The 17,091-nt window shown below is 41.0% G+C and carries 12 protein-coding genes; 4 read left to right on the forward strand and 8 right to left on the reverse strand.

Going from position 1 to position 17,091, the window contains the following annotated elements; all coding sequences use genetic code 11:
• Positions 1 to 176 precede the first annotated feature (176 nt).
• Complete coding sequence (locus tag PPO43_RS13365; protein WP_272618597.1) at positions 177 to 1,010, forward strand: alpha/beta hydrolase; 834 nt, start codon at positions 177 to 179, stop codon at positions 1,008 to 1,010.
• Between the two features lie 61 nt (positions 1,011 to 1,071).
• Here PPO43_RS13365 and PPO43_RS13370 read toward each other — a convergent pair whose 3' ends face one another.
• Together PPO43_RS13370 and PPO43_RS13375 are read right to left on the reverse strand one after the other, a co-directional pair.
• Entirely contained in the window at positions 1,072 to 2,238 is a 1,167-nt protein-coding gene (locus tag PPO43_RS13370; protein WP_272618599.1) for an acyl-CoA dehydrogenase family protein, read from the reverse strand.
• Positions 2,239 to 2,370: 132 nt separating this feature from the next.
• On the reverse strand, positions 2,371 to 2,934 hold the full coding sequence (locus PPO43_RS13375) for an RDD family protein (protein ID WP_272618602.1): 564 nt from the start codon (positions 2,932 to 2,934) through the stop codon (positions 2,371 to 2,373).
• A gap of 469 nt (positions 2,935 to 3,403) precedes the next feature.
• Here PPO43_RS13375 and PPO43_RS13380 point away from each other — a divergent pair, with 469 nt between their 5' ends.
• Both PPO43_RS13380 and PPO43_RS13385 read left to right on the forward strand, forming a co-directional pair.
• Positions 3,404 to 4,741, forward strand: coding sequence for a cryptochrome/photolyase family protein (locus tag PPO43_RS13380; RefSeq protein ID WP_272618604.1), 1,338 nt, complete (start codon positions 3,404 to 3,406; stop codon positions 4,739 to 4,741).
• The gene (locus PPO43_RS13385) at positions 4,734 to 5,426 is read left to right on the forward strand and encodes an alpha/beta fold hydrolase (protein WP_272618606.1); all 693 of its coding nucleotides are present in this window, start codon (positions 4,734 to 4,736) and stop codon (positions 5,424 to 5,426) included. Before PPO43_RS13380 ends, PPO43_RS13385 begins: the two co-directional genes overlap by 8 nt.
• Before the next feature lie 799 nt (positions 5,427 to 6,225).
• Here PPO43_RS13385 and polA read toward each other — a convergent pair.
• The 3 genes from polA to PPO43_RS13400 all read right to left on the reverse strand — a co-directional run bounded on the left by polA (position 6,226) and on the right by PPO43_RS13400 (position 13,086).
• Entirely contained in the window at positions 6,226 to 9,009 is a 2,784-nt protein-coding gene (gene polA, locus PPO43_RS13390) for a DNA polymerase I (protein ID WP_272618609.1), read from the reverse strand.
• A 391-nt stretch (positions 9,010 to 9,400) separates the two neighbouring features.
• On the reverse strand, positions 9,401 to 12,004 hold the full coding sequence (locus PPO43_RS13395; protein ID WP_272618611.1) for a KAP family P-loop NTPase fold protein: 2,604 nt from the start codon (positions 12,002 to 12,004) through the stop codon (positions 9,401 to 9,403).
• A 317-nt stretch (positions 12,005 to 12,321) separates the two neighbouring features.
• The gene (locus tag PPO43_RS13400; RefSeq protein WP_272618613.1) at positions 12,322 to 13,086 is read right to left on the reverse strand and encodes a hypothetical protein; all 765 of its coding nucleotides are present in this window, start codon (positions 13,084 to 13,086) and stop codon (positions 12,322 to 12,324) included.
• Positions 13,087 to 13,354: 268 nt separating this feature from the next.
• Between PPO43_RS13400 and PPO43_RS13405 the strand changes: the two genes are divergently transcribed.
• Positions 13,355 to 13,822: a hypothetical protein gene (locus tag PPO43_RS13405; protein WP_272618615.1), complete on the forward strand. Its 468-nt coding sequence runs from the start codon at positions 13,355 to 13,357 to the stop codon at positions 13,820 to 13,822.
• Between the two features lie 664 nt (positions 13,823 to 14,486).
• Here PPO43_RS13405 and PPO43_RS13410 read toward each other — a convergent pair.
• The 3 genes from PPO43_RS13410 to PPO43_RS13420 form a co-directional block, all read right to left on the reverse strand.
• Positions 14,487 to 15,047, reverse strand: a complete 561-nt coding sequence (locus tag PPO43_RS13410) for a hypothetical protein (RefSeq protein WP_272618617.1) — start codon at positions 15,045 to 15,047, stop codon at positions 14,487 to 14,489.
• A 41-nt stretch (positions 15,048 to 15,088) separates the two neighbouring features.
• Positions 15,089 to 16,252 (reverse strand): DUF3179 domain-containing protein, encoded by a 1,164-nt coding sequence (locus tag PPO43_RS13415; protein ID WP_272618619.1) that lies wholly within the window; start codon positions 16,250 to 16,252, stop codon positions 15,089 to 15,091.
• 242 nt (positions 16,253 to 16,494) lie between these two features.
• On the reverse strand, positions 16,495 to 17,010 hold the full coding sequence (locus tag PPO43_RS13420) for a hypothetical protein (RefSeq protein WP_272618620.1): 516 nt from the start codon (positions 17,008 to 17,010) through the stop codon (positions 16,495 to 16,497).
• Positions 17,011 to 17,091 lie beyond the last annotated feature (81 nt).

Raw genomic sequence — 17,091 nt, forward strand, 5'->3', positions numbered from 1 at the left:
GGCCGCAGGCTGAGGGGCTGGAGCAGGGCCGCCGAAGGCGGCAGACCAAAGCCCGCAGGGCTGCAGGGCCGAGCAGACTTGCGAGCTGCGGAATAGCCCGACCCGCCCGAAGGGTGGGGCAGCCCCAAAAAAGCTGTATCTTCCCTTATTGATTAGATAAATAAAAAATGTTTAGGATGCGAGCTTATATCTGCTTATTGGGTTTAGTGTTTTTCTGCTTGTTGGGAAAAGGACAAAATCTGCCCCAAAATTTGGGAGAGACAGACTTTGTGATTGGGGAAACTATTCGATTGTGGTCGGATAGTTTAGGTGAGGAACGGAGAATAAATGTTTATTTGCCAGGAGATTATGACCAAGATAGTTTAAAACAATATCCAGTCATTTATTTGTTGGATGGGGGGAAGGAGGAGGATTTTATACATATTTCAGGGATTGTGCAATTTGGTACTTTTTCTTGGATAAATATGCTTCCGGCCTCTATTGTAGTTGGCATTGAGAATGTGGATCGAAAGAGAGATTTTACTTATCCTTCTGAAAATGAGTTAGATCAAAAGGAGTTTCCTAGTTCGGGACAATCTGAGCGATTTATTGAGTTTATAGAAAAAGAATTGCAACCCTTTGTTGCGGCGAGCTATCGAACAGCGGGAGATAAAACGCTAATTGGGCAGTCTTTAGGGGGATTATTGGCTACAGAGATTTTGCTTAAGAAGACGGCACTTTTTGAGCATTATATTATTGTTAGCCCAAGCCTTTGGTGGGATGAAGAGCGCCTGTTGAGTTGGGATATGTCTTTGGCCAAGGAGGCGACATCTATATATATAGCGGTGGGCAAAGAGGGCAAAGTAATGGAGCGAACCGCCAAAACACTCTATAAAAAACTGAGGAAGGAAGGGGCTGGAAAGCGTAATTTATTCTTTGAGTTTTTGCCCGATAAAACGCATGGAGATGCTTTACATCAGGCGGTTTATCATGCCTTTGAAAAAATATATGCGGCTAAGAAGAAGGAATAGTTTGGGCCAAAAAAAAGAGACTCTAAAACTAGAGTCTCTTTTCTATTAGATAGGAGGTAATCTATTTGTGATCAGGCAAATAGAGCTTTCCATTTTCTATCGAGCGGCCCAAAACGATGCGTTGCACCTCAGAGGTCCCTTCATAGATTTGTGTAATTTTAGCATCGCGCATGAGGCGTTCTACATGATATTCTTTAACGAAACCGTAGCCACCATGTACTTGAACGGCTTCTACAGAGATTTTCATTGCAGCTTCAGAGGCGGCTAATTTAGCCATAGAACTGGCCATATCGTAGTCCATGCCTTGGTCTTTGAGCCAAGCTGAGCGATAGACCAACATACGGGCGGCTTCTACCTGCATAGCCATATCGGCCAATTTGAAAGAAATACCTTGGTGTTTGATGATCGGCTTACCAAAAGCTTCTCTTTCTTTAGCATAAGCAGCGGCCAATTCATAAGAACCGGCGGCAATGCCGAGGGCTTGAGAAGCGATACCGATACGTCCACCAGAAAGGGTTTTCATGGCAAACTTAAATCCGAAACCATCTTCGCCTACGCGGTTTTCTTTAGGTACTTTCACATCATTGTACATGATCGTGTGTGTATCAGAAGAGCGGATACCGAGTTTATCTTCTTTGGCCCCGATCACAACGCCATCCCAAGAAGTTTCTACGATAAGGCAGTTGATTCCACGGTGGCCCAATTCAGGGTTAGTTTGTGCAATAACCAAATGTAGCTGAGAGGTACCACCGTTAGTGATCCAGTTTTTGGTTCCGTTTAGGATATAGTGATCGCCCATATCTACAGCGGTTGTGCGCTGAGATGTAGCATCAGAACCTGCTTCGGGCTCAGAAAGGCAGAAAGCACCAATCCATTCGCCAGTAGTCAATTTGGGCAAATACTTTTGTTTTTGCTCTTCTGTACCAAAGGTTTCTAATCCCCAGCATACCAAAGAGTTGTTTACAGACATGGCCACTGAGCAAGAGTTGTCAATTTTAGAGAACTCCTCCATGGCGATGGCATAAGAGAGCGAGTCCATTCCGCCTCCCCCGTATTTGGGGTCTACCATCATACCCAAAAAGCCCATTTCGCCCATCTTTTTCAAGATTTCTGTGGGGTGAGTCATCTTGCTATCACGCTCAATAACACCGGGTAGACATTCTTTGCGGGCAAACTCTCTAGCCGCCTCTCTTACAGCCAAATGCTGTTCGCTTAGTTCAAAATTCATATCTGTTGTTCAGTTTTATTTTTCGTTTCAAGACTTTTTCGTCCAAAATTCGCACAAATATAACTTCTCTACAGAAGATGAACAAATAAAATTAGGATGGCTTGCTTTTCTTTGACTTATTCTAAATAAGCTTTATCGCAAGACTTTTACATAGCTCCCCAACCAACGATCATAAAACATCTGTTTGCTCTGGCTTTGGCTGCCTTTTACCCAATAAGCAACGCTCAGAAAGAACCATAATAAGAGGAGGGGGAAAAACTCAGGAGAAACATAGCTCGTGAGTATATAAGGGAAAAAGAGCAGCCCTATTTTAAGACTGTTGCGCTTCAGGCTCTTCCAAAAATCGAGTCGCTTATCTTGGGCATCCACTACTCTTAACCCCAATAACCATTTGACGGGAGTGGCCCGCATGGCCGATTGCTCAAAAATAGTATAATAGGCCAAACTGATGGCAAATTTCAAGGGCAAACCATTCAGAATCTCCATCCATAAAAGTTTGGACTCATCATAGTAATAATGCTGATATGCCCAGGGATCATTGGGCGTACTCTGCTGAAAATGCTCAAAAAGGTTATAAAAATTGCCCTCAGCTATAGAGATAACAAGCCAAACCAATAACATAATGACTATAAAATCAATTAAAACGGCAAAGGATCGCAAGGTGTAACGAGCCGGATATAGTTTTGTTTTTGACATATAAAATGTGTTTTTGGGGCCAATATTCTCCTCCACTGCTCTTCCCAATTCTTGCCCCTATGTTATAAAAAAGCGAGCAAGGACGGATCTATCCTTAGCTCGCTGATGCTATTGTTTACGCTATTATGCCTTAATTCTGTTTCATTTAAGCATCTTTTCTAGTCCATTAACTAGCTTATAAACTTAATAAAATTTTGTCAATTTTTGTTCTTTTTATTCAGGATCTACTTTTTTGGGGCCTCCCGCCTGCGGCGGGCGCTACGTTTCGGGGCTCGCTGCTCGCTCGGCCCTGCGCCGGCTTTGCCGGCTTGGTCTGGCCTTCGGCCACCCCTGCACATCGCTAGGCCAGCGGGCTTCGCCCGCTTCTACACCCAAAATAGTTCCTTAGATGCAGCCGAAGCCAATGGGCTTAAACTCTTTCTCTTTTTTAGTGTTCAAAATCTGTTGAAAAAATAACTTATCCCTACTTATGAAATATAGCATCTTTTGGCACCGCAGAGATCTTCGCCTAAAGGATAATGCCGCCTTATATCTGGCCCTCAAAGCAGGCGGGCCCGTTTTGTCCATCTTTATTTTCGACCAAAATATTCTAGAGGATTTAAATAATCGCCAAGATGCGCGAGTAGATTTTATTCATCAAGAGCTGCAGCGCCTGCAAAAGGAGCTGCGAGAACTCGGCAGCGATTTATTGGTCCTTTATGGCCGCCCTCAAGCGGTCTGGACCCAATTGCTGCAAGACTGGCCCATCAATAAGGTGTATGCCAACCGAGATTATGAACCCTACGCCAAAAAAAGAGATGCCGCTGTTGCCGAACTTCTCCAAAAAGAAAACATTCCCTTTTTGACCAAAAAAGACCATGTTATTTTTGAAGCGCTAGAAGTAGAAAAGAAAACTTCTGGTCCCTATACCGTTTTTACGCCTTATAGCAAACAATGGAAGGCTAAGCTGGAGACCAAAAAAACAGCAGCAGGCGAATCCTTTTTCCTGCAATCTTATCCCAATGAAAACTACCAACAAAATTATGCAACTCTCCCCAGCAATTTTGAGATCCCTAGTCTAGAAAGTATGGGCTTTGCACCCAGCCAAATGAATTTCCCTAGCCGATTGCTGCAGCAAAAACGCATTAGAAAATATGAGGAGACCCGCGATTTTCCCGCTCTAGAAGAAGGAACTTCTCGTTTGGGCCTGCATTTCCGTTTTGGGACCATTTCTATCCGAGAAAAGGCCCGAAAAGCCCGAAAACTCAATGCTACTTATCTCAATGAATTGATCTGGCGAGATTTCTATGCGCAAATCTTGGCCAATTTTCCCAATGTGGTCGGGCAGAGCTTCCGCCCCCAATACGACCAAATCGAATGGCGCAATAATGAGGAGGAGTTTGAGGCTTGGTGCCAAGGAAAAACGGGCTATCCCTTGGTCGATGCGGGAATGCGAGAACTCAATGCTACGGGCTATATGCACAACCGTGTACGGATGCTGGTGGCCAGCTTTTTGTGCAAACATTTATTGATTGATTGGCGCTGGGGAGAAGCCTATTTTGCCGAAAAATTACTCGATTTTGATTTGGCCAGCAATAATGGCGGTTGGCAATGGGCCGCAGGCTCTGGCACCGATGCCGCGCCTTATTTCCGCATTTTTAGTCCCGAAAGCCAACTCAAAAAGTTTGATGCCGAGCTGAAATATGTCAAAAAATGGGTGAAAGAATATGGCAGCCGCCGCTATCCTCAGCCCATTGTAGAGCATAAATTTGCTCGGCAGCGTTGTTTGGCCACTTATAAATCTGCACTAAATCAAGACAATGCCTAAATCCTCTATATATCAGCAGCCGCTTTATTGTTTGCCTGGCTTAGGAACCGATCATCGAATTTTTGAGCAGCTTTTGCCTTTGCTCCCCTTTGAAGATGTTCGCTTTTTAGATTATAAAGAAGAATATTGCCGCCCGGGCAAGGGCTGCGATGATTATCTGGCCCATTTGCTGCCTGAATTGCAAAGCGAATTAAAAGCAGGAGAGCAACCCAATTTTATGGGACTTTCTTTAGGCGGATTATTAGCGACTCGCTTGCAGCATCATTTTCCAGATAGCCAATTGATTTTGGTCTCTACCATTAAAACTAATGAGGAAGCGCCCTTTATTTTTTCTTTGGGCAAAATTTTACCGCTTTATTGGTTGGTCCCCGCCATTTTTAGTTGGGAGATGGTGCCCAGAATTAGTTATTGGGCGGGCGTGATTTCTGATAAAGACGGTTATGAGCTCTACAAAAAAATGTTGCGAACTTGGACCCCAAAAATGTTGCGCTGGGCTCGCGATGCTGCTGTTCATTGGTCCAATAGCGCCCCCGTGGGCCAAGTTTTGCATATTCATGGCAAAAAGGACCATGTTTTTCCCGCAAAAAAAGCGCAGGCCGATTGCTGGGTCGATCAAGCTACACATTATATGATTGTCTCTCATGCCGAAGAAGTGGCCCAACATATTAAGGCCCATTTTGGCTAAAGTCTACAACCCTGGGCTGAAGCCCAGGGCCGAAATAACAGAACTAATAGCAATTGTTTTTATCCCTGAATTTTTAGTGTGGAGTTGTTTTGGTCCATGGGCTTCAGCCCATGGTTGCGGGTCTATGCAAACTGGCGGGCTGAAGCCCTTGTTTGCTTAAAATGGAAAAGGTTTTTAGTTTAATTTTTTATGGGCCGATGGTTTCAACCATCGGCCCATTTTTTTGGATGTAGACTGTCCTCCCTTGTTGCTGTGGGTTTTAACCCACTGGTTTAGAAAAACTTCAAAAAAATAAGCAGCCAAGCACAACCGCCAAGAAAAATCCTGGCTTTCAATTAGCAACTGGACCAAAAAACAATGAATTTTTTCTGCGGTAAAAAAACTAATGGATCCAAAACCATCAAGAAAAAAAAAGCGAACAAGGACTTTAGTCCGTCAGTTCGCTCAGTTAATAACCCTGGGCTTCAGCCCAGGGCGGTAAGCATAGCCATTGTTGACTAAGCTTAAATATTCTAGCAGCTCGCCTTTTCTGCCATGGGCTTCAGCCCATGGTTGCGGGTCTATGCAAACTGGCGGGCTGAAGCCCTTGTTTGCTGTAAAATGGAAAAGGTTTTTAGTTTAATTTTTTATGGGCCGATGGTTTCAACCTACAGCTATGGCCGAAGGCCAAACGGCCTAGCGATGTGCAGCAGTGGCCGAAGGCCAGACCAAGCCAGCGAAGCTGGCGCAGGGCCGAGCGAACAGCGAGCTGCGAAACGTAGCGCCCGCCGCAGGCGGGAGGCCCCAAAAAAACAGTTTCCTAATGCGCTTCCAACCAATTATCGCCTTCATCGATGCCGACTAAAATGGGCACCTGTAAATTGGGCAAAGCGGTTTTCATTTCTTCCTCCACCAATTGGCGAAGTTTGGCCAATTCTGATTTGGGCACATCAAAAAGGAGTTCATCATGCACCTGAAGGATCATTTTGCTCTGCAAACCTTCGGCTTTAATGCGATTTTGTACCTTAATCATGGCCAGTTTAATCATATCGGCAGCGGTGCCCTGAATGGGGCTATTGATGGCATTTCGCTCGGCATGTCCGCGCACCACGGCATTTTTTGATTGGATATCGCGCAGATAGCGGCGGCGGCCCAACAAAGTTTCCACATAACCTTTTTCCTTGGCCGTTTCTACCGTTTGGTCCATATATTTTTTGAGGCCGGGATACTGCTTAAAATATTGCTCAATCAGATCGGCGGCTTCCTTGCGCTTGATGTCCAAATTTTGCGAAAGATTAAAAGCCCCAGCGCCATAAATGATACTAAAGTTGACCGTTTTGGCATTGTAGCGCTGTTCTTTGGTCACTTCTTCAATATCCACCTCATAAATGCGGGCCGCCGTGGCCGAGTGAATATCTTGGCCCGCCTTAAATGCGGCCAACATGGCCTCATCGCCGCTAATTTCGGCAATTAGGCGCAACTCAATCTGCGAGTAATCCGCCGCCAACAAGCAGTGATTTTCATCTCTAGCGACAAAAGCCTTGCGAATTTCTCGGCCTCTGGGCGTACGAATTGGAATATTTTGCAAATTCGGATTATTAGAACTCAAACGGCCCGTTGTGGTCAGGGCTTGATTGAATGAGCTATGCAAACGGCCCGTAAATTTATTGACCAAGCGGGGTAGGGCCTCCACATAAGTCGAACGCAATTTGGCCAATTGGCGATACTCTAAAATCCAGGCAATAATTTCATATTCATGGGCCAATTCGCTCAATTTTTCTTCATTGGTCGAATATTGGCCGGTTTTGGTTTTTCTCCAGCGGTAGGGGATTTCCAATTTATCAAAAAGCAATTCGCCCAACTGTTTAGGCGAGTCCAAATTGAGCAAGGGAGCCTCGGCCTTTTCTAAAATCTTTTTGACCAAAACATCGCTTTCTTGCTTGAGCTCTTCGGCATAATTGTTCAAAAAGTCGCTATCCAAGGCCACGCCTTCAAATTCCATATCCACCAAAACATAAATCAAAGGCGCTTCCATTTCATTATAGAGGGCCAATAATTCTTTAGACAATTGGGGACGCAATTTTTCATAAAGTTGCCAGCTAATATCGGCATCTTCGGCGGCATATTCAATGACTTTTTCTAAAGGCACATCCCGCATACTGCGTTTTTTCTTGCGGCCTTTGCCCAAGAGGTTTTCGATGGGAATGGGCGAATAATTGAGGTAAGTTTCCGATAAATAGTCCAGACTATGTTTTTTATCGGGCTCCAACAAATAGTGCATCAACATGCTATCCCAAAGTTTGCCCGCCACTTTTATATCGTAAAAGCGGAGCATGAGCAGGTCAAATTTTAGGTTTTGGCCCACTTTGGCAATTTCGGGATCTTCAAAGATGGGGCGAAACTCTTCGAGCAGTGTTTTTGTGGCCGCCTGATCTTCGGGCAGGGCCAAATAATAGGCCTTATGGGCCTGTAGGGCAAAAGAAAGGCCCACAATTTCGGAGCCCAATTCTAGGCCCGTCGTTTCACTATCGAAGCAAAAAATGCCTGCTTTTTTGATCTCGGCAATCAGGGCTGCTCTTTTTTCGGCTGTATCCAGCAAAATATATTCGTGCTGGGTATTGCTATGCGTATGATCGACCAATAATTCATTGGCGGCCTTGAGTTTTTTCTTAGGCGCCTCTTCGATGGGCTGTCCAAAAAGATCGACCTGTTGAGGGGCGGCGGCAGGGGCTTCTTGGCCCAAAATCCGTTTGCTCAGACTTCTAAACTCCAGCTCCTTAAAAATTTCGGATAGGGCGTCGCGATTAAATTCTTCCAGGGCATATTTTTCCGCATCAAATTGCACGGGCACATCCAATTTGATGGTCGCCAATTCCTTAGACAAAAGCGCCTGTTCTTTATTTTCCTCTACTCGTTCTTTTTGTTTGCCTTTGAGCTCATGCGTATGCTCCAACAAATTTTCGATGCTGCCATATTGGGCCAATAATTTTTGGGCCGTTTTGGGACCAATGCCCGGAATGCCCGGAATATTATCCACCGCATCGCCTTGCAAGCCCAAAATATCAATGACCTGATCTACTCGTTCAATATTCCATTTTTCCAAGACCTCCGCCTTGCCCAAAACAGAAAACTTATTGCCAAAACGAGCGGGTTTATACAAAAAGATCTGATCTTCCACCAATTGCGCATAATCCTTATCGGGGGTCATCATATAAACCGAAAAGCCTTCTCGGGCAGCCTGTTTGGCCAAGGTCCCAATCACATCATCGGCCTCATAATTGGGCACGGCCACCACCGGAATATTAAAGGCCTCAATAATTTGCTTAACATAGGGAATGGCCAACTGAATATCCTCTGGTTGCTCCTCTCGATTCGCTTTATAGGGCTCATACATTTCATGTCGAAAGGTCCCGCCGGGCAAATCAAAAGCCACGGCAATATGCGTAGGTTTTTCTTTGCGCAATAATTCCCAAAGGGTAGAGGTAAAGCCATTCATGGCCGATACATTCAAGCCTTTAGAGTTAATCAATGGGTTTTTGATAAAAGCAAAATGCGCCCGATAAATTAGGGCCATCGCATCGAGTAGGAATAATTTTTTTTGCATTGATCTTTTTTCTAATTCTAATTTTTTTGGGGCTGCCCCTTCCGCCGGGTTGAAACCCAGCGCAAAGCGGCATCGCTTTGCGAAGCTATACAAAATGAGGGTTAAAACCCTCATGAATTATCGGTCGGGTCGGGCTGTTTCGCAGCTCGCTGTTCGCTCGGCCCTGCGCAAAAAAACAAGTTTTTTGCTGGGTCTGGCCTTCGGCCACTGCTGTCCATCCCTCAGCCGCGTCGCTGCGCTCCTTTGCGGCGGCTTCGCCGCCTGTCCCCTCCAAAAAAAGGAGCGGAGTTTGGGCCAAAAGATAATGAATTTATTTTGAAGGGAGGGGATTTGTGGGGGAGGAGAGGAAAAAGCGCCAAATGGAAATTTTTCCATTTGGCGCTTGGTGAAGCTAAAAGACTTTTATCAAATAAAATCCTGCTGAGTTATATTCATAAATATTGTACTTGAACTTTAGATGATTACCTTTCTGAAGGTCGATATCATCAATATCTATTTTTGCCGTAGAGTATATTTCTAATACATCTCCTGTAGTTATTGCGGTATCATCCATTTCTAAATCGTCAATTTTTGTACCATAGGGAACCGCGATGTACAGTTTATGAGTGGAGGCCATTTTACTTTGGTTAATTTCAATTTCTACTTTACGTCTTATCTGAAATAACTCTTTAGCATGCTTGAGATAGAGTTTTTGAATGCCAGAGTTATAGGCATTAACATTTGCTATAAAATCAGTGATATTTTCGGCCTCACCATAAATAACTGGAGCGTATTTTAAGTCTGCTACAAAATAGCGCCCCCAGTTGGGGTGCATAACAGGTGGTTCTTGTTTTATCTCTGTTCTATGGACTTGACTTTTGTAGGCATCCAAAAACTCCTCTAAAGCTTTGTGTTGATTGTTATTTAATTTGCTTGAACAAGCTGTTATGAATTTAGTGAAGTCTTCTATGTCGTCAGGAAATAGTAATAAGGATAAATAATAGAAGAAGGTGCCTTTTAAAACAAACGGATTTATATGAGGGTGTAAAAAGTTGCCTATCCAAAGTGGATCAAAGAATTTAATCAATACTTGCTTGATCCTCAATTTAGTCGCATTAGACATAATGAGCTTCTTATCGATGGATTGGATTCTAAATAACTCCCCAAGACAGAAAAATAAAATCTTAGTATTTCTAGCATCAAGTTGATCTCCTTGCTCAATCTTTTTAATAAAGCCTTCAAATTGCATATATCCATATTCAAACAAGTCTTGATCAAGTAATTTGATTTTATAATCATTTAATGATACTGCCCCAAGTAGACGCACTACATTTTCGTTATTTTTGAACTCCTCTCCATCCAGAATCTGTCTTAAAACAGATAAAAAGTCTGTTTCATCCGTTGAGTCAATTACTCTTTGTTGCAACTCATTATTGTATAAAGTAGCATGAATTAGGTCAGGATTCACTTCAATAGTAAAGTAGATATGTAGACATCGGCTTAAACTTTCTTTGGACTGAATAGAGTGAATGACATCAGATTTTAGATTAGTAGAGAGCTTTTTTCTGAGAATAATTTTTTTCTCCTCTGAAATAGAAGCTAGGTCATTTATAAAGTTATTTTCTGTTCCTGAAATATATAGAAAAACGGTTTCTGTAATACGGCTAATGTCAGGAACAAAGATTTGGTATAAAAGGCTAAAATTATCTACATGATAAATTCTTTTTCTAGTAGAGACTTCGGGCTCTTCTTCTGTTGGGCTAGACTCTTCTATAAGATCATAATCATCTGTAACTTCAAAAGTTTGGACATTGAAAAGAGTTTTTATGATTGGAAGTGTGGATCTATTTCTCAAATGTAAGATTGAAATAATTTTTTCCTTATCCTTTTCTATGTGTAGTGTGTTTGTGTTTGTGTTTGTGGTAAAAATATATTTCTGTTTTTTCCAGAGCATTTCATAGACCTCATAATACTTTAATCGAATTAGGTAGAGGTAAAAGAAGTCTTTACTATGAATATATTCCCCCATTTCAATGAAGTCCAATATAATGCTATTATAAAAGCGTACGATATCTCTAGGCGTTTCGAGATAATGCCATAGTATTTTACTATCAGCATTTAGCCAATCCTTATTTTCTTCTGCTTCAATTACTTCTCTTAAGCTCTCTTCCTTACTATTTTTTAATAAATTTTTCAGTACTTGAAATAAATTGTTATAATCAAGTTTGGGCAGAACAACTTCTTTTTGTACAATTTTTTCCAGAAAATATTTGCTATTGTGGTCGCTTAAGGCTTTTTTGATGGCTTTTTCTACATAAGCTTTAGAATAAGCAACAATAAAAGTAATTCCCTTAAAATTGGCAACATTTCGAATGAGCTTCAGTACCGCGACTACTTCTCCTGCATCTAATCGGTCAAGATCATCAATAACAACAACAATGGGTTCTTCAATACTGTCAATGGCTTTAGCTAGCTTCTGATAGCTTTCTTCTGTTCCTTCAATGTTAGGAGTTAATAGTTTTAGTGCTTGTAGTCCTAGTTTCCCCACTTTGGGAACTCCAGCTGCAGGAATAGCCGTAGAAATATTAAGTAAACTATTTAGGTAGTTAGAAATTTCCGGAGCTAATTGTTCATTGTAAGGAGAGAGTGATTTTTTTAGGCTATAGAAAAAATCGGCAATCACGGCTTCTTCTCCCTTATTCTTCCAGGGAGAGAAAGGGATGATTATTGCACGATCATTTTCTTCTAGTTCATCTTTGATGTGCTTAATAAAAGTTGTTTTTCCTGAGCCCCATTCTCCTGTAATGGCTAGTGCAAAAGCTTGCTCCGTATTTATATGAATAATATTAGTCGCAATTTTTTTAGCTAAATCTTTTCTAGGGCTAGTTTCTTCATCTGGAAAGATGATAGATAAATCGTCTTCGGCAACAAAAAGAGACGTTGCTGAGTCCTGTTTAAGCGTATTTTTCCCTGGCCAATTTTTTATTTTCCACCATAAAAAAAAGACTAGGTGCATACCTGAAATTAGATGTATTAGATGTAAATACTTAAAGTTGCTACTAGAGGGAAAAAAAATGACTGTAGTTTTACTTATGCAAAATTGATAGTATAAAAGACTTAAGCTAAAAGATAACCAAAAAGACAGCTGCATGTAGAAGTCTGTTTTTTTGTTAATTTTAATGCGTATAAATCGAATAGCAATAATAATAAGAGCTACAACAATGAAAAAAACAAGCTGAGTATAATTGACTTGGTTGAATGTGATAAATTTCTCGAATTTTATTAGAGAAATAATATATAAAAATGACTTCTCAAAAGCAATACTTAAGAATGCTAGTAGAGGATAGAAAAGCAGTTTTTTTTTTGACTCCAAAAAGTAATAAATTTGACTAGCCTTTTTCTGAGGCTAGTCTTTTTCTTTGGAGGTGTCATCTTGTATATCTTTTTATCGAGAATTTGTGCTTCTCTCTTATTCTGCTCAACAAGAGCAGTTCTTAATTCTTCTATTTGTTTATTTAATGATTTTAATTTTTCTTGGTCATTGGATCCTAACTTTTCTTCCTCTCTTTCGATAATTTTTTGATAGAGTTCTTTTTCCTTGGTACACGTTTCTATAGATGCTCGCTTTTTAGCTTCTTCATACTTTCTTTGTAAGGCAAGTTCTTTAAACTTAGCTTCGTCAGAATTAAGGTCTTCTCTTAAAACAGATAGACTAGATGTTTTGAGAGTTGTTTCAGTAGTTAATTTTTTTAGTACTTCTTTTTTTTCCTCTTCAGCTTTTTTTAAGGCGTCTAATGCCTTATTTATACTTTTTATATCTTCTGCCTCTAGATGTGTAAATCCAAGTGTCTTTAGTTCTGCTATTTCTAATTCAGTTATTAGTTTTCTTCTTTCTAGGTTTGTTAAGGATTTTTTAAGGTTATCGATATTTTTTATGTTCGAGTTTATTGTTTTTTCTTTACCTTTAGACTCATGGTCAATTTTATCTATGGCTTTTTGTGTTAGCTTAGTTTTTTCCGCTATTATAGTTTCAAGCTTTTCTTGAAGCTCTTCAGCTTTTTTCAAAAGCTCTTTAACGTCATCTTTATCAGAATTCATGATTATCCATTTTAGGTCTTAGTAAAATAAAGGCTAAAATAAGTAAAAACATTGTTGGGACCCTAGTGGTTGTTTAGCTTTTTAGTTGAAAAAAAAGAATAAGGACTATTAGGAAAAAAATTACTAGATATCGCCCTTTCAATTAGCCCTTTTCAAATAGCAAAAGGCCGAAAAATTACTTAGGTTTTTCGGCCTTTTTTTTGCTCTTACCTTTGCAATCCCCAAAAATAAACTTAGCTTTAAAAAGCAACAAAAAATATAAAGACTTATGGGCCAGTTGGATAAAAAGTTTCAGGATTATAAGCTGAGCAAAAAAATGCTCAAGGCGTTTTATGGTATTTCTTATCCTACTTTGCGCAAACGCCTAAGGGCTGCGGGTTTGGACGCATTTATTGGCCGCCGAAAATTTTTGTTTGGGGAGTTTCTGCTCATTTTTAAGGCCTTGGGCCAGCCCGAGCAAATTTATAAGGAGCTAGAAGAGCTGGCGCAAATTTATGAACAACTTTTGGCGCTGGGTCTTTTGCAAGGGGCCTCTCAAAAAGAGTTGCCGCAAAAAGAAATAAAAACAAAGAAAAGACGGTCCGCTGCGCCTATTTTACGGCCTTTGGGAGAGCCGCTAGCCTTGCTCAATCGCTTTATTGCGCTCTATTATCAGTTGCTCTTTCAAGCTTGGGAGGCTATGGCGGGACAGGAAATGAAAAAATTGCCCAGGAAGTTATTGGGGCAGGCCGCTTAGTTTTTCTACTGCAAAAAAAAGAATGGTTTTCACTACAATTCTTCATGGACTGAAGGATTGCTTAAGAACTTATGTTTTCGCTTTTCTGTGTCTAAGCAATGAATGTTTTTTTCGCAGCTTCCCACTAAAATTTTTCATGAGCCGAAGGTTTTAACCTTGGGCTCCTTTGTTTGGATGTAGAACCTCCTCCCTTTTTGCAGTGGGTGTTAACCCACTGGGCTTAAACAACTTCAAAAAAGCAAGCTAAAACCGCCCTTTCAATTAGCGGCTTTCAATTAGACTGTAGCTCAAAAAACGAGAGTATTTTTCTCCCGAAATAAAAAAAGCCCAGTTTAGATGGAGCAAATAAAAAACAGCGGCCAAAACTGCCGAAGAAAAAAGCCAAAAGAAAAAAATAGATGAGCGGCTTAGGGATGGCAGCGGGTGGCCGCAGGCCAGAGCCAGTTTTTTTGAGCGCAGCGAAAAAAACGCAGGGCCGAGCGAGCAGCGAGCCCGCGAACAGCCCGGCCCGCCCGAAGGGCGGGCAAGCCCCTAAAAAAAAGAAATAATTAGCAGCGCTATATTTTACTCATCAGGGCAATTGTGCAGCCTGTAAAAGGAGATCGATTTCAAGCAGCAGTATTTTTCTAAGGGGCTAGCGGAAGAGTAGCGGAAATAGAAAAGGCTAATTTTTTAATCGTTTAAAGCCATAGTAAATTAGGCCGCAGCAAATGAATAAGCCTAAAATGGCGGGAATCAATATTGATTTTCCTGCTTCGGCTGCATTTTGAAGACTCCAAATCATTTTTCCCGTTGCCATGAGGACAATGACGGCTAGGCCCATGAGCAAACTTCGTTTCCAAAAAGCTAGTCCTAAGGCAATAAAGGAGATAGGAATTGTTAAGGTTAATAGGCCTTTATTCCATGTCCATTCGCCATAGAGGTAGTCTTTTTCAAAGGCCAAAAAATCGACTACATTTTTGTTAATGAGATCGGGTTTAGGAAACCAGAACATACTTGTGAAGAGGGCGAAAACCGAAATCATCATTCCCGTAAAACTTTTTTTATAGGCGAAAAAGCAAAAAGGGAGTAAAAATAAAGGGCGTAGATACCAGCTCCATTGATTGTGGTGTCGTTCGAAAACCCAATCAAAAAATGCTCGGTTGCTCATGGCTAGGGCAATGAATGCGATAGTTAGGGCTAAAAAAAAGCTGCCGAGGAATAAATCTTGGGTTTGATTTTTCATTTAGTTTGTTTTTTGAGCGAGGGGGAGTTCAGGACAAACAATTATAATCTAATAATTTTGGATTTAGGATGAAATTTAATCCAAGAGAACCAATATTCATCTGAAATGGAAATGGGGCTGAGATCTTGTTGTATTTCTCCAGAAATATATTTTCCACGGATATTCCAGCAGCTATTGCTCTTTTGGTCAATAATTTTTTTGCCTTCAACGCTTAGCGCCAATCTTTGGTTATTCCATCTGTTATTGAAGGCATTCACTGTTTTTCCTGCAGCAACAAGGACAAAATCGAGTTCATTGTTTTCCACAATTTTTTTGGCCAGTACTTCTTTTTTAAGGTAGACGGGCTGTTGTTCAATAGAAGCTGCTGTTATTCCGATCACATGCGTTCGAGCGGGAAAAGTTTTATCTCTATTTTTTGCGGAAAGTCCTGGCGTAGATTCTGAGGCCACAATTTTTTTCCAAAGGCCAGCTATGGGGAGTTCAAAATCTCTGAAATCTTTTTCCGAAACGGCTACAACTGCGGGTTTTTCTATAGTTGCTTTCACTTCTGCCCAAGAAAGTATTTGGAAGGGAATCATGCTTAATTCGTATGGATGCAATTTGCCAATGATGGACTTAAAGCTCGCTTGTTGAAAAAAGGTCTTTGTTCGTTTGTCGGCGACAATCATGTTGGCATTTTTGAAGGAGCCCACAAACAAAGGACCTATTTCGGTGACATCAAAAGGGATGATGCTTCGGCACATGGCGCAATAGGTCAGGGCTACGATTTTATCATTAAATTTATCGTTGATGATATGATGATGCATCACATAATCAAGCGGATAACATTTGGTGAGGCCATTGTATTCAATTACGGCCATTTCCATATCGTCCTTTAAGGGCAATTTTTCGGCATCTTCGGCTATTTTTGGAAAAAACAGTGCGGGAAAAGCCTTGTTTTGATCCATTTTATAGGTTAAAATCAATGCCATTCCGCTTAGGATTAAGGGGGGAATGCTCCAAATTGGAAATTCATTTTGTTGAGCGAATAAAATGCAGCTCCATATAATCAGCCCCAAAAATATAGACCAGTTAATTGGCCTTCGGATAAAAAAGTGATAATACAAGCATTTTTCGGGGAAGGCTTCAATTAAAGCCATAAATATTGAGGCCGTTCCGATGGCTAGGGCGATGAGGGATAAGCAATAGAAAAGCAATATTAGCATAGTATGGATAATAGATATATAGGGGCTAGATAAAGTAGTTTTTGTTGGGCATAAAAAAAGAGACAAACACTAGGGTGTTGTCTCTGGCTAAAAGTAGATAAAACAGAGGAAAAAATGTTGTTGTACCGATAGGGGAGGGGATTTTATAGATTAGTTCCGAAGAAAAAAGCCCAGTTTAGACGGAGCAAATAAAAAACAGCGGCCAAAACTGCCGAAGAAAAAAGCCAAAAGAAAAAAAAAGATCACTCTTCGTCCTCCAAACTTTTTAAAAAGGCAACTGGATTTTTCAAAAAGCGGTAAGCATTGGAGGCTTGAATACTATTTTTTATTTCCTGAAAGTCAGGAGGCATTAAGTTTCCTTTTCGGTCCATGAATAAATAGTCATTTTCTTGGCCTAAGCGAATCATATTTTTTAGGAAGTTGCAGCCCTCTTCTCTCAAATCTGCACGAAAAGAAAATTCACTAATCAGCAATGAATCTTCCGCCAAATAAAGATCTGCATCATTATCCGTTTTATCTGAATAGGTTTTCCAGTGAAAGCTTGTTTTGTTATTTCCCCAATTGGCTCGCTTAATCAGGGCATCAACTTTTGATACAATAGCTGTTGCTTCTATTGCCACTTCTTTCCAATAAATTTTTGCGTCGGATTCAAAATATCCGCTTGCTGTACTCACTGCAATTCTAGCTGGAAGAGAATCATGCTTTTTTTCAACGCCTTGCTTGGGCAGAACTTTTAAATAGTATTGATAAATGGCCATTTTGTTTTAGCTGAATAGGGGGTAATTGTAATCGCTTAAATCTAACAAAAAAGCCGAAGATCATCTCTTCGGCTTTTCTAT

The sequence above is a fragment of the Saprospira sp. CCB-QB6 genome (assembly GCF_028464065.1).
Lineage (GTDB): Bacteria > Bacteroidota > Bacteroidia > Chitinophagales > Saprospiraceae > Saprospira.

What these genes read in the sequence shown, in the direction of transcription:
- PPO43_RS13365 (WP_272618597.1), top strand. Translation starts at nt 177, where the DNA reads ATGCGAGCTTATATCTGCTTATTGGGTTTAGTGTTTTTCTGCTTGTTG.
- PPO43_RS13370 (WP_272618599.1), bottom strand. Translation starts at nt 2,238, where the DNA reads ATGAATTTTGAACTAAGCGAACAGCATTTGGCTGTAAGAGAGGCGGCT.
- PPO43_RS13375 (WP_272618602.1), bottom strand. Translation starts at nt 2,934, where the DNA reads ATGTCAAAAACAAAACTATATCCGGCTCGTTACACCTTGCGATCCTTT.
- PPO43_RS13380 (WP_272618604.1), top strand. Translation starts at nt 3,404, where the DNA reads ATGAAATATAGCATCTTTTGGCACCGCAGAGATCTTCGCCTAAAGGAT.
- PPO43_RS13385 (WP_272618606.1), top strand. Translation starts at nt 4,734, where the DNA reads ATGCCTAAATCCTCTATATATCAGCAGCCGCTTTATTGTTTGCCTGGC.
- polA (WP_272618609.1), bottom strand. Translation starts at nt 9,009, where the DNA reads ATGCAAAAAAAATTATTCCTACTCGATGCGATGGCCCTAATTTATCGG.
- PPO43_RS13395 (WP_272618611.1), bottom strand. Translation starts at nt 12,004, where the DNA reads ATGCACCTAGTCTTTTTTTTATGGTGGAAAATAAAAAATTGGCCAGGG.
- PPO43_RS13400 (WP_272618613.1), bottom strand. Translation starts at nt 13,086, where the DNA reads ATGAATTCTGATAAAGATGACGTTAAAGAGCTTTTGAAAAAAGCTGAA.
- PPO43_RS13405 (WP_272618615.1), top strand. Translation starts at nt 13,355, where the DNA reads ATGGGCCAGTTGGATAAAAAGTTTCAGGATTATAAGCTGAGCAAAAAA.
- PPO43_RS13410 (WP_272618617.1), bottom strand. Translation starts at nt 15,047, where the DNA reads ATGAAAAATCAAACCCAAGATTTATTCCTCGGCAGCTTTTTTTTAGCC.
- PPO43_RS13415 (WP_272618619.1), bottom strand. Translation starts at nt 16,252, where the DNA reads ATGCTAATATTGCTTTTCTATTGCTTATCCCTCATCGCCCTAGCCATC.
- PPO43_RS13420 (WP_272618620.1), bottom strand. Translation starts at nt 17,010, where the DNA reads ATGGCCATTTATCAATACTATTTAAAAGTTCTGCCCAAGCAAGGCGTT.